Here is a 13,295-nt window from a genome sequence, read left to right on the forward strand (position 1 = left end):
AGTGTTTATTCAGCTACAGTTAATTTTTCTTTTGATTTTATCTCTTTGCCATCATAGGACATTTGAGGTGATATGAATGGAATCTTCTTTCCTTTCATCAACATGTTCCAGTACACCCATCGGAAGGCCAGCTTGCCCCAATGGTTGACTTTATTCTCTTTCAGTAATTTCATGGGACCAATCCCTTTGATCGGAAATACTCCGGGAACAGGCTCCTGATCGTAATTGAAATCAATCAGCATGGCTTTGTTAAATCCCGTCTCCACAAAGCAATTGGCATGTCCATCAAACCCCGGCTCCAACTCTTCGCCATTGATATAGTGCAGTATATTATCTGTCAAAACCTCTGCTTCGAAATGAGCGACTGATCCGGCCTTGGATGTAGGCAAATTGGTCGCATCGCCAATAACGAATACATCTTCATAGTCATCAGACTGTAGCGTATGCTTATTGGTGGGCACAAAATTCAGGTCATCACCCATACCGCTCCTTAGAATGACATCATCTCCCATGTTGGTAGGAACTGTCACCAGTAAATCGAATGGCACTTCTATTTCGTCCCAGGACACGATGTTTTTCTTCTCATTATCCACGGAAGCAACCGCAAAATCCGGAACGATATTTATTCCCTTTTCGTCGAGCAGATGCCCTAATGTGGATGCAGCAGTTGGCTTGGTAAAGGCCCCATCTAAAGGTGTGACATATGTAATGTCCACCTTATCCCTATTGCCTTTTTCCTTGAAATACCAATCTGCGAGGAATGCAAATTCGAGAGGTGCCACGGGACATTTGATAGGCATCTCCGTTATATGAACCACCAGCTTGCCTCCCTCAAACGTTTCCAGCTTCTTCCTGAGCTGGCTGGCTCCTTCAAATGTGTAAAAATCAAAAACGGACTTCTTCCACTCAGAACCATTCATGCCTTCAACTTCCTCTGGTGCAATCCGAGATCCCGTAGCAATGATTAGTAAATCATAACTTATGATCTCACCATCTCCCAGTCGTACCTGATGCTGTTCAGGCTGAATGATATCAATCGATTTTTGGACATAATTGACACCCTCAGGAATGTATTTAGCTTTGGATCGGTAGCAATCCTCTTCCTCATATATGCCAAAAGGAAGGAATAAAAATCCAGGTTGGTAATAGTGCTTTTCAAATTGATCAACGATAGTGATTTCCCACGCTTTGGGCAATCGCGTTTTCAAATGATTGGCCATCATGGTACCGGCTGATCCGGCTCCCAGTATTAGTAAATTTTTCATGGCACTTGGTTTTGATTGTTCATTCAAATTAAGACCAGAATGGGGACGATTTGAATGACCTAAATCAGTGGACCATGTGAGGTTTGTTCGGATTGGGGAGTTATGTAACAATTGTTACAAAAGGTGGATTAAACGATTATCGCTTATCTTTTTGCAAAAGAATCCGCTAATCTTAACCATTCAAATATTCCAAAAATCAGCTTTATCTGATTACCACTATTATGAAAAAAGCATTCCTTCTCACTTGTGCCATTACCCTGGCACTACATGGTCTTTTCAGTCAGGATGTCTCCATCAATGATGGACCTTACATTTTCATAGCAGATGATGAATTGATGGTGAAAAATGTAAAAGCCGGTGAAGTGCTTTCCACTACACTGGCTCTAGATGCTTTCGAGACATCTTATGCGCCTCAAAAGTCGATTTTTACTGATGTGACAAACATCGTGGCGCTCAGTGATATTCATGGACAGTATGATCTGGCCGTTGAAATTCTTCAAAACAATGGAATTATCGATGAGGAGCTAAACTGGGATTTCGGAAATGGTCATATGGTCATCGCCGGCGATATTTTTGATCGTGGGCCGCAGGTGACTGAAGTGCTGTGGTTGGTATATAGGCTCGAAAAGCAAGCAAAAGAAGCAGGTGGCTTTGTGCATTTTCTGCTTGGCAACCATGAGTATATGGTGCTTCACAAAGACCTGAGGTATCTGCACGAAAAGTATGAGACTGTATCTATGCTTCTCGACATGGATTATGACGACCTCTTTGGCAGCAATACCATCCTGGGAAGATGGTTGAGATCCAAGCCTACGATTGTAAAGATCAACGAGCATGTTTTTGTGCATGGCGGGATCTCCAATGATTTCCTTTCCAGTGTAGGGTTCGATATTGAAAACATAAATGAGACGATGCGCAAGTCGATCGATCGAAGTAAAGATGAAATGAAAGCCTCTGACTTCTACAGCACGTATTACGGGAGTTCAGGGCCGATTTGGTATCGAGGGTATTTCTATGGAGAGCTTTCCGATCAGGCCATTGACAGTGTATTGAATCGGACCACAAGCGAGCATGTCGTAGTAGGTCATTGCTCCAACGATGAGGTGGTGAGCCTGTTTGACAACAAAATATTTGGCGTGGACTCCAGCATCAAAAAAGGTCAGTATGGGGAAGTGCTTTTTCTGAGTGGTGATAGCTACTACCGGGGCACAAAGGATGGAGAAAAGTTGAAGTTTGAGTAAATCAAAAAAGGTTGCTGTTTGAAATATTGATTACGAATTCACTGATTACAAGTATGCGCAAACGAGATCCTATATGACCAAGGATTCAATTTCTGACAATTTGATTTTCTCTACCGAACCATTTCTATGATTTTCAAAATCAAATTCTGTCTCGTTATAATTTCCAAGGTAAGCGCCACAAATTGTGGTACCAGACAAAAGATGAATCAAGACAAGTTGTCCTCTGCTCAATTTTAGTTTCAGTAATTGCTCAACGCTCATAGTGCGCAATACTATTTATTGTCTCTTATTCGGAAAAATAATCTCGACTACCCAATAATGAAGGCTTCCCAACCAGTCCAATTTTTCGATTAGCATTGTTCGTACTATCGATGTAAAGCCTCAATTCTAAGTAACGATGGACAAAAAAAAGCGGCATCACTGCCGCTTCTTTAAACATCCGCCATAGCAAATGCTTCCTTAGTTTGCTTTTAATCCTACATCTTTTACTTTTTCAAGATGCAATTCGTAGAAATAATGATATTAGGGAGTTGGTGAGTAAACAAACACAATCGGACGCTTGCGCTAGTTAGGAGATTACCAACCGCTACCCTCTAATTAACTAACCTACTAATCACCAATCCACTAATCACTACCCACTAACTCCTCTGCTTCATTCAAAAACTCGATGATAAGCTGGAAGTCACAGGCGATGGACTCAAAGTCTGACGGCAGGGTTTCATGCTCGGAGACGATGTATTGCAGGTAGACACGCAGAAGGCTTTTGCGTAGTTCGGCAGGCGGTGAGGCTGTGAAGAGGTTTTGTAGTTGTTCTGAGAGCTGGCAAGAGTTAGAAGTATTTTTCAATATTTATTTTATATAAGTTCAACTTACATAATAGTAATTAAAACTTTTTGATACATAATAATTACTTTAATTTATTCTTAATATACCTCAAGTACACCTTTTGGTTATATAAGTTGATCTTACGTTTTTGCACTCTGAACGCCCATTTTAGGATATGGAAGAGCGCATTAATCGCATCAAAGAGATACTTGTAATCAAAGGCAAATCCCAGAAATGGCTTGCAGAACAAATGCGCATCAGCACCACTGCAATGACTGCCATCTGCAACAATAAATCACAGCCTCACCTCAAAGACCTTAAGCGTATCGCGGACATACTAGAAGAGGATATTCGGGAGCTGTTGGTGAGTACTAGGTGAGTACAAGCGGACGCTTGCACTAGCTAGGGCTTGAGGTTCGTGAAGACACAAACCTTGGCTAAGCGAAAGCGTCTTCTTGTTTTATAAATAAGGCACATTTTACTTTATCTTTAATAGAAAGCCACTAATCATACGATACCAAAAACAAAAATCATGAAAGCATTAACCTTCATTCTACTACTGGGCGTTTTTTCTCAGCTGAGCGCACAGTTCATCAGTTCTGAAGACAGCCTGCAAATTGTTCAACAAGTCGAAGACTGGAACAAAGCATGGAAAATTAAAGATCCTGTTTTAGCTGCAAAATGGTATTCCGACGATGCTGATTTCACCAATGCATTCGGCTTTAGTATGATAGGTAAACAAGCGATCGAAAAGTATCTAACACGTGTATTCAATATGGATTTTGTAATGGCAGGAGATTCCGAACAAACCTCTTTGAAGCTCAAGTATATCTCTGAGAAGACGATATTGGTCGTATCTACGATTTCTAGAAAGGGACAAAAATTGAATGACAATACTGAGCTTGGCCCCAGACTTACAACTCATCACCGACTTTTCCAAAACAATGGTGAGTGGACTATCGTGGCCCATCTTATTTCAGATGCGAGAAGCATTGAAACCAATAAGCATTAATTCCTCCACTAGCGCAAGTTTATAACTTGTGCTTCCTGTCCCCTCTTAGGTCCATCCGTACAAACCTTTTACCGCAGGATACCAGCAACATCACTGCATGAATCCCTTGCAGTCGTGCATAAAGCACTTACATCGTTGCATGAGCGACTTACAGTCATACATAAAGCACTTACATCAATGCATGAAGGGCTTACAGTCGTGCATAAAGCACTTACATCGTTGCATAAACGACTTACATCAATGCATGAAGGACTTACATCGTTGCATAAAGCACTTACATCAATGCATAAACTCCTCCCCTGCTGCCGCAAGTTTGCAGCTTGTGGCCATTGTGAGACACTTGGGGTAGCTTACGCAAAATACCGGCTGAAGATGCCGGATCGAGTCCGGCATGACAAGCTGATCGGCAACAAAAAAACCGATCCACTGGACCGGTTTTTCGCTGAAGAGCTTTAAAACTTACCTATTTTAAACCACCTCCCATTGGAGATCTCCTATATATCTATATGCTACTTTTCCTTTGTCATTCATGGCGAAAAGGAAGATCCACTGATTGTCGCACAGTTGGCGAATGGACTCGTGCTTTTCCAGAATTTTGCTCATCTCATCCACCGGCGCTTCGATGATCACATTCAAGCGCTGCGGCTCATGCTGATATTGCTGTCCGTCATGTACCGATTGCATCGGAAGGCCAACTCGCAGATCGCCTGCAAATCCTTCAAGCACTCCCATACCTCCTACCACATTGTGCAGGGTCTTGTTGCCTGATCCGAAACGCTTGTTGTCCACCGTGGAAGCGTAGTACTGCAGGTTGATCCATGAGGTCACCACCATTGGTGCAGTCATGATCAACTCGAGTACGCCAAAGCCTTTGTCCTTCTTCCAGGCGTAATTGTGCATGAAGGATTTTCCTCCGAGGTTTAGCTCAGCTGTTCGTTCTCTGGGAGCAACGATGAAGGAAGAGCATCCTGCCAGACCCCACTCAGGACGTACCTGAGACCAATCTTTGCTTCGCTGAATGACCTGCTTGCTGATGTCGCCACCTTGAATATTCATGCGTTTGGCTCGCTCTTTTCTTGCAGCCTCGCCGGCTATCGCCAATGCCTGGTTTAGCTCCGCTAAATTTTCGGCATGCCAGGAGGTAATGTTCTCAGGATTAAACACAGTGACATTGTCTGTGGTCGTATCGTGCAACCCTGCCATGAAGACCGACGAGTTCGGGATGTCTATGTTGTGCGCTTTCAATCCTTCACGCACTCGCTTATCATTCAGGATGGCTGCAGCAACTTTCGCATTGGATTCGCCTGAATGTCCGCCACATGCGCCACAATCCAGGCCAGTAGCGTGTGGATTGTTTGTGGTCGTCGCGCCATGCCCGGCAATGAGGACGATCGGGGCAAAATTCTCTGTAAGCGACATCCCTCTGAGTGCCGAAGCAGCCATGTTGATACTTTCCTTCAATGGAATTCCTGTGGCTTCAGATGTGATCATCTCAAATTCGATTTCCACCGTTTTATCAGCGATCTGCCGCTTCGACAAACCTGATCGGTCGGGGTGAGATACTGGGCGGGTGATGCCGAATGAATCTGCGATAAGTTTCGGCAGAAAAAAGAGCCCCAGCGGGCTGACAAAGCTGAAGCAGCTAACTGCTCCGGATTTGAATGATTTTATGGCTTTATTAAAGTGTGCCCAAAATTTACGCCCATCTATTGCCTTGGTATTTGCCTCTAGATCAGGTATCCGCTCATTGATGGTGTGAGAGGTGGTCAAGAGAACCGGGCATTGATCCGTGCCTTCTTCGTGCCCCAGTTGTTTGTATTTGACCGGAAATCCGAAGAATCCTGCGAATCCCAGTGTTTCAATGTCCTTGTGTGCGGCTTCAAGGTTTCTTCGCAGCACCTCTGACCGTACGTCTATGCAAAACACCGCCTGAACCTGAGGAGTCTTCTCTTTCTTTTCCGTTGGTTCCTGATTGTTGATGGATGCGATGATCTGTCGCTGATTAGCCAGGTCATACGCTTGCTGCAAGATCAGTTGCCTTGTCAGTGATTCGTTCATGTCTCCCAAGGCAATCATTCCCAGGGATTCGGATTTTGCCTGTCGCCAGTGATTTTCCAGGTCTGCATAGTTGAGCAGCTTCTTCAGACTCACCTCCCATACCAGGAGAATGGCCAGAAATTCTTCCAATGCATTGCTTTCTCGCCCTTGCAGCCTGGCATCCCAGTCAACTCGTGCGGCAAATCCTGCCCATCCGTTCATTTTCAGCAGCAAGCTGCTGAGGTAATGATCCAGCATGTTTTCCGGTATGTCCAGCGTATCCAACGCTTCTTTTGCGGCCAGCAGGTGATCTCCCGGCATTGCTTTGATCTGCTTTCTAAAGCCTTTCAACCCCATAGCTTCCGGACTGAAATCGATCTCTGCTTCCTGCTTCCAGGCTTTGAATAGTGAGCTTGTTTTTTGAGTGGTCTTCCAGGTGGCTTGCTTGTCATCGAAATAGGCAGATGCCCACAATGAAATCCGATCCACCATGAATCTTTTCCACTTCTTCCCGTTTATTTCACTCGCCACATCCACCAGCGTCTTGATTTGCGCCGATTCGTCCGTTTCCTGCTCCTCGTACAGTTTCTGAATAAAGGTGTCTACTTCCTCCGCGTCACTTCCCTGGCTGACATGTAGTGCCTCCGCTATGTCTTCCTTTTTCAGCTTTCCTGCCTGGAGCGCCTCTCTGAAGAAGTTCAGTGGCAAAGTGGGTGCAATCCCACCGCTCTTATTCAGGAAGTTCATCGCTTCCTCAAAATCCATGGCAGACATGCCCATGTATGGGTTCACCGCCACGAAATTTTCAAGAGACCAAAGTGGAGCGATCGTTTTCGTTCCTCTTGCGAGGAGCTCCTTCACTTTTTGTCGAGTGGATGTTTCTAGTGTTGTCAATTTTTTTTGATTTAATTGTTGAGTAGTATTTCTGTACGATGCAAGGGTGTATTACTTGAAGACCTATTCTCCTCGGGCTGTTCCTCCTCTTCCTCAACCGTCAGGTTTGCCCATTTGAATTTTTCATTTTTCAGTGATCCGATCATGCGATCAAAAATCACATTGGCATAAAATCCATTTCTTAAGTGGATACCTAATCGGTAGGCAAATCCGCTTGACTTCATTCGAGGTGATACCAGCTGCAGTAGAATCACTGTAGCATAGCACACCAGAAGTGCCGTAATTGCCGAGCTTATAAGTGCAACTGGCTCTTGTAGTTCAGGAATTTGTGAGCCCAGGATTGATCTTGCGCCATGCTCCAGGGTGAAAAAGGACAGTGAGACAAGAAGTGTCATGCCTATAGTGAGCATGATTGTTTTGGTTCTTCCGGAGGTATCAACGGTAGCGGCCAGCAGCTGACTTAAGCCCATCACGATGATGAGGCCAATCGCCACAAGGTTGAAATTTTGTTCGATCTGGATTCCCCACAGTTCACAAAACAAGAGGTAGGTACCCAGTGCCATCGCTATGCTCAAGGCTATTCGCAGCATACTTCCTTTACGTGCCGGTAATGATACTTTGCGAGATCTAACCCCATCTACTACGCTCCCGGAGGATAGGAATGAATGTGCTTTGTAAAATGAGTGCGCGACTACATGCAATATGGCCGCCGCATACACGCCGAATCCGCAGATGAGCAGTGAAAATCCCATGTGTGCCACACTGGAATACCCAAGTGCCACTTTTACTGAAGGCTGGGTGAGGAAGACAACCGATGCAAATAAGGCAGTCAATCCACCTATGATGATGAGCATCAGTGATGCTGAAGTCGACTCAATCATCAGGAAACTCATTCTCACCATCAGGAATGGGCCGGCATTTAAAAGTCCTGCATGAAGCAGAGCAGATACAGGTGTTGGGGTTTCTACTACTTCGATCAGCCATCCGTGTGTGGGGAATTGAGCTGATTTGAGCATTGCTGTGATCACTAGTAAGATCGTGGCTGAAATGAGCAACCCATTCATTGCGAAATTGGCAGCTTGGGTAGCTTCAAAAATGACTTGCAAATCACCCGATCCGATCGACATGTAGATGCAGACCACTGCTGCGAGCAAGCTCAGGTCTCCCAGTCGAGCCAGTACAAACTTCTTTCTAGCTGCGGCTATGGCTTGCGGTCTACTTCTGTAGAATACCAGCAATGAGTGCAGACACATGCTGGTGATCACCCAGAAAAACAAGATCTGAAACAAGTTTCCCGACAGGATCAGCAGCTCTACCGAAGCGATGGTAATGGCCAATCTGCTGAAAAACACAGCTTTTCTACTTTCTCCATCGATGTAGTTTGCGCTATACCTAAGTATGACATATCCAAGTATGGAGATCATTGCAAACATGGAGATACTAAGCGCGTCGAGTCTCAGCGCAAATCCGAGTCCTTGCCAGCCAAGTAAGCTTGATTGCATCATTCCGAACTGGTAGACGCATATGGCACTTACCAAGGAGATGATGATTCCAACTACCGCAATTGCTTCTCCTCTAGCTCTGGAGACCTGAGATTTGTTGGTAGATGTCGCCAATGCGCCTGCATAAATCAATAAGAGTGCGGGCGCGATCAGTGGAATAAGTGTGAGCATGGATGCTTGCATATTCATTTTTGTTTGTTGTGAACTTTAAGCGTTGGCCATATTCCCCGGGGAATAAGCGTTCATTTGTTTTTGATAAGATGCAATGGCAAATGCAATCAGGAATGATGCTACCGTTAGCGTGCCGCCAAGAACTCCATAAATGAATCCTGACTCGATCCAGTTGTATGTCGCCGGCACTTCTAAAATCTTGGCTAGGTACCCGCCAACTTTGGCACCAAACGCACCTCCGACAACTGCACCTATTAAAAGAAATCTTAAGTTTTTCATGTTTCTGTGTTTTTGTTTCAAGAGTTGGATATCCTAAAGCTTGTCTGTGTCAGTGATTTCCACTTTTTTATTATTTCCAACCACGAATTTAGAATGCATGATTCATTAATTTTTATTTAATTATATTATGATATACATAAATATTAATTAATGTATTGGGCGTTTTATTAATTACGGGATTGGCTTAACACACCTGAAATACAGGGGTTTACGGAAAGATCAACGAGATACTCTTTAACTGAATATTTTTTAAATATCCAGTTAAAGAAATCTGATTGGAATAAAAGGGGTTGGTAGCTGAAGGGGTAGAAAATCGATTATGCGATCGATTGTTTAGTAATGACTGGTGTAAATCACTTTGCTTTTAAGCCCAGTGAAATCATTTCTTGTTTGATCGTATCAATCCTTTTGAAGTATGATTTTATTATTCAGTCACCGATCTGGATAGTTCTGTTCTGTAAAACGGAAATCAGAAAATTCAATTCAAGCGCTAGCTTGCTGATTTTCTTATTATGTATTTGTCTGGTCATTATTACTCTTATGACTTTATCTCCTCTTAAAAGTCACAGGGTAGGATAAACTATTTTTTGAGTCACCTAAAATGGCCAGAAGGTTATCACTGATCTTTCTCATTTTTTTCCTCAATTTCGATCAGTACTTTGACAGCTCTAATTCCATTTATTTCAAGAATTTCTGCCTGGACTCCTTCGTCCAATTCGATTTTTTTATTCTTTTCCAATTTATGGCCTTCTTTTTCCACGATTAGTCCTGATAAGGTGTCTGCATCTTCGGCACTAAGATTTAGCTTGAATCGTTCGTTGATATCATCGATATGAACATCTCCTTTGGCAATGATTTTTCCGTCTTTCTGTTCGGTAATCTCCGGCTCTTCCACATCAAATTCATCTTGCATACTCCCCACCAGTTCTTCTAATAAATCTTCTAAGGTGACAATGCCAAGAACAGTCCCGTATTCGTCCTGCACAAAAGCAAGGTGCTGACGTGCACTTCTGAACTCCTGCAGCAGTTTGCTAAGCAAGATGTTTTCGGGTACCATCATGGTGGGCCTTGCCACTGCCTTTAGATCTACCGTATCATTTTGATTATATCCTACAATGTCTTTTATATGAATTACTCCCAAAACTTTATCCAAGGAGTCATCGCATAGTGGGAAGCGGGTGTGTCTGGATGCTTTTGCAAACTCAAGGTTTTTGAGGAAGGAATCGTTGACGTCAAGGATTTCAACTTCATTTCTTGGCTTTATGATTTGCCTGGCCACCGTATCATCAAAGCGAAAAACTGCATTGAGCAAACGATGTTCATTCTTGGTCAATTCCCCTTTAGCGTAGGCAATACTTAGGGAAGCCTGAATCTCTTCCTCGGAAAGAGGTGTATCATGTTCATCGGATTCATCAATTCCCAACCATTTCAAAATGACGTTAGTGATTCCGTTGAGCACATACATGAAAGGGTATAAGACCATGTAAAATCCTTTCAATAGCAAGGCAGAACCCAGGAAGACGGGCTCGGGTTTTCGAATCGCATAGATTTTAGGGACCTGCTCTCCTATGACAATGTGGAATGCTGTAATTGTAGTGAAGGCAATAGTGAAGGCAATTCCATGAACCACATTTTCGGAGTTGATACCCAGGTCGTGTATTAGGGGTGTGATCAGGTGAGCAATGGCAGGTTCACCTATCCAGCCCAATGCAAGTGATGCCATGGTAATACCAAGCTGACATGCTGAGAGCGCAAGATTTTGCCGCTTGAATAACCACATAGCAGTGGTCGCAAATGGCTGCTTGTCTCTGATCATTTTCTTGACTTTGCTTTTCGTAAGCTTTACTAAAGCAAATTCTGCTGCAACGAAAAAGCCATTTAGGATTATAAAAATGACGGTTAAGCCAATCTTAATCCCATCCATGGTATAGTTAGGTTCTGCTTCCATTCTGTTAGATGATTAATGTGAAATTGCTTCTGAGACATAATGGTCCACTTCGTCCATTGAATGTAGCCAATAGTTGGATGAATAAATGGTTATCAAAGTTTTATCTAGCGACTCTGCAGCTTCGAATTGCCAGATGATTCCTTCCGCTTCTGGAAAAGGGGCTCCATTTACCTGCTTGTCAAACAATCTGTTAATTATGGCATGGTCATCCATACCTTGTGCGAGTAGTCTTGTGAGAAAGGTTTTGTTGATTCCGGCTAAAGGCTCAAGGCTACCAGATGCCACTTCAATAGTGCATTTTACCGCATCAGTCTCCGGAAATCTCCCGGGGAATGCCCACTTCAATAGAACTGAACAATCGTATAGTTCATTATGAAGGTTGATGTCTGTGTACTCTTCCCACAGTTTCTCATCCATCATTTCGTTTGATAGATTTTGTATTTGTCCTTTACTTAGCTTGTCGCCAAGTTTGTAATTCAAGACTAATTCTGCAGCTTCATCTGCTTCAAGTTCCTGCAAAGCCATGATTGTATAACTCCTAAGCTCATCAGGATCAAGCTCGTCCACATCATCAAAATCGGCTTCTTCCAGAATTTCTTTGAATTCCTCATTACTCCACGAATTGGGCAATTCATGAACTTCCTCGAAGGATCGCACCTTCACCTCGTATGTTATCTTCATTTACAAATATTCTCTCCCCATTGAGACTGCTTATTTTAAAAAAGTCACAAAAAAGGAGATGGATGAAGCCTGAAAGCGATAGCTATTTTGAACGTATGCTTGAAATTTATTAATCGTCCAGACTTATTTCCAGCGAAAAATTTAAGCTAGCCACTCCCTTTCCTCTTACGGTTCCTATAATAGGCATGGTGTTTTTATAATGAGCACACTTGGCAACCGGGATATGCGTGTGCCCAACGGCTATTCCATGACTTGGGTCATAGCCGATCCAACCTGCTCCCGGTATGTAAGTTTCCAGCCATGCATGTAGTTCAAAAGCTGGTTCTGCTGCGTCTAGATAGAAGTAACCACTCACGAATCGAGAAGCAATCCCTAAGTGCCTTAACAAATGTATTTGCATCCACGTAAGGTCTCTGCATGATCCATTCTTCAGCTTAAAGGTCTCTTTTGGCAATCGAGGATCTCCTTCTTCTCTGCTTTCTACCTTGAATGTTTTATGAATTTCCTTAGTGAGTTCTAAGATGAATACAGAAGTTTCCGTGCCGGCAATTTCCATCAAGTCGTCCAGGTAGGCCTTCATCTCTTTGGAAAGCTCCAAATATGTGAGCGAGGGCTGAAGTAAGTTCTTTAAATGATCCGGGTAATCGAAGGAAAGTATGTGAGAGAAACTAGCAGGATAGATGAGGTAATTGAATGGGTTAAATGGCTCAGTAATAATCCTGGCCTCCGCAGAAACTTTAAGCTCTTTATGAAGACCCTCGAACCAGCAAAAATGGAACACATTGTTTTCCACATCCATTTGTTCTGAGATACCGATTGGTTGTGGGCTTACATTTAACTGAAAGTCTGTAATGGTCAGGTAGGGATCGCATGCGGGTTTAAAGCGCAAAAAATGTGGCTCAAGAAAAACGGCCTCATCAAATTGATAAATGGTATTGTGTTTGATTGTTAGCTGCATTCAAGCTCTATCTATTTTCAGTCACTTAGCAAATTAGACTAGTTTGGTGTCTTGCTTCGCTTTAAATGAAAGATATTGCTCATCCACATCCACTATGAACCTAGACTTCAAGAGTTTTCGGCCTAAAAGAATAGGGTAATTCATTTCTGCCCGATCTGTGAGTGAGAAAGATGCTTTGATTCTCTTGCCGAACAGGACAACTACCGTTTTGATAATGTACCGCTCCTCAGAATGACCATTCGAGCTTTTTATTTTCTTCTTGAAAAAATCCCGAGACTGAAACACATGAGACCCTTTGCTTCCGTCCAAAGGAATGTGAAAATTGAGTTCTTCAACGCCATCTTTTTTTAGGATTTCAATGTGAGAACAATGGATAGCTGACCTGTTTGCACCTGTGTCAATTTTTGCTTCAATGTTCTGTAGATTAAAGAGAGGTAGATCAACTCTATCTACACTCCCTATGGTTTTCTTTTGCACGTATA

General features: G+C 43.2%; 11 protein-coding genes. 3 read left to right on the plus strand and 8 right to left on the minus strand.

Annotated features, from left to right (window positions below; genetic code table 11):
* Positions 1-5: 5 nt before the first annotated feature.
* Positions 6-1,265 (minus strand): type III sulfide quinone reductase, selenoprotein subtype, encoded by a 1,260-nt coding sequence (sqr, locus tag ACL8WY_RS05045; RefSeq protein ID WP_436517336.1) that lies wholly within the window; start codon positions 1,263-1,265, stop codon positions 6-8.
* A 221-nt stretch (positions 1,266-1,486) separates the two neighbouring features.
* Here sqr and ACL8WY_RS05050 point away from each other — a divergent pair, with 221 nt between their 5' ends.
* From ACL8WY_RS05050 to ACL8WY_RS05060, 3 genes are all read left to right on the plus strand, one after another.
* Positions 1,487-2,506, plus strand: a complete 1,020-nt coding sequence (locus tag ACL8WY_RS05050) for a metallophosphoesterase (RefSeq protein ID WP_436517337.1) — start codon at positions 1,487-1,489, stop codon at positions 2,504-2,506.
* Between the two features lie 1,000 nt (positions 2,507-3,506).
* On the plus strand, positions 3,507-3,710 hold the full coding sequence (locus tag ACL8WY_RS05055; protein WP_436517338.1) for a helix-turn-helix transcriptional regulator: 204 nt from the start codon (positions 3,507-3,509) through the stop codon (positions 3,708-3,710).
* Between the two features lie 153 nt (positions 3,711-3,863).
* Positions 3,864-4,343 (plus strand): YybH family protein, encoded by a 480-nt coding sequence (locus ACL8WY_RS05060; protein WP_436517339.1) that lies wholly within the window; start codon positions 3,864-3,866, stop codon positions 4,341-4,343.
* A gap of 468 nt (positions 4,344-4,811) precedes the next feature.
* Here the strand turns inward: ACL8WY_RS05060 and ACL8WY_RS05065 are convergent, their stop codons facing one another.
* The 7 genes from ACL8WY_RS05065 to ACL8WY_RS05095 all read right to left on the minus strand — a co-directional run bounded on the left by ACL8WY_RS05065 (position 4,812) and on the right by ACL8WY_RS05095 (position 13,290).
* The gene (locus ACL8WY_RS05065; protein WP_436517340.1) at positions 4,812-7,274 is read right to left on the minus strand and encodes a YbcC family protein; all 2,463 of its coding nucleotides are present in this window, start codon (positions 7,272-7,274) and stop codon (positions 4,812-4,814) included.
* Between the two features lie 11 nt (positions 7,275-7,285).
* Entirely contained in the window at positions 7,286-8,965 is a 1,680-nt protein-coding gene (locus ACL8WY_RS05070; protein ID WP_436517341.1) for a proton-conducting transporter transmembrane domain-containing protein, read from the minus strand.
* Between the two features lie 18 nt (positions 8,966-8,983).
* Complete coding sequence (locus ACL8WY_RS05075; protein WP_436517342.1) at positions 8,984-9,226, minus strand: hypothetical protein; 243 nt, start codon at positions 9,224-9,226, stop codon at positions 8,984-8,986.
* A 616-nt stretch (positions 9,227-9,842) separates the two neighbouring features.
* Complete coding sequence (locus tag ACL8WY_RS05080; protein WP_436517343.1) at positions 9,843-11,174, minus strand: hemolysin family protein; 1,332 nt, start codon at positions 11,172-11,174, stop codon at positions 9,843-9,845.
* Between the two features lie 12 nt (positions 11,175-11,186).
* On the minus strand, positions 11,187-11,855 hold the full coding sequence (locus ACL8WY_RS05085) for a hypothetical protein (protein WP_436517344.1): 669 nt from the start codon (positions 11,853-11,855) through the stop codon (positions 11,187-11,189).
* A gap of 109 nt (positions 11,856-11,964) precedes the next feature.
* Entirely contained in the window at positions 11,965-12,813 is an 849-nt protein-coding gene (locus ACL8WY_RS05090; RefSeq protein WP_436517345.1) for a transglutaminase family protein, read from the minus strand.
* 33 nt (positions 12,814-12,846) lie between these two features.
* Positions 12,847-13,290, minus strand: a complete 444-nt coding sequence (locus ACL8WY_RS05095; protein ID WP_436517346.1) for an ATP-dependent zinc protease family protein — start codon at positions 13,288-13,290, stop codon at positions 12,847-12,849.
* Positions 13,291-13,295: the final 5 nt, after the last annotated feature.

Source organism: Ekhidna algicida (assembly GCF_051379705.1).
In the GTDB taxonomy this organism is placed as follows: Bacteria; Bacteroidota; Bacteroidia; order Cytophagales; family Cyclobacteriaceae; genus Ekhidna.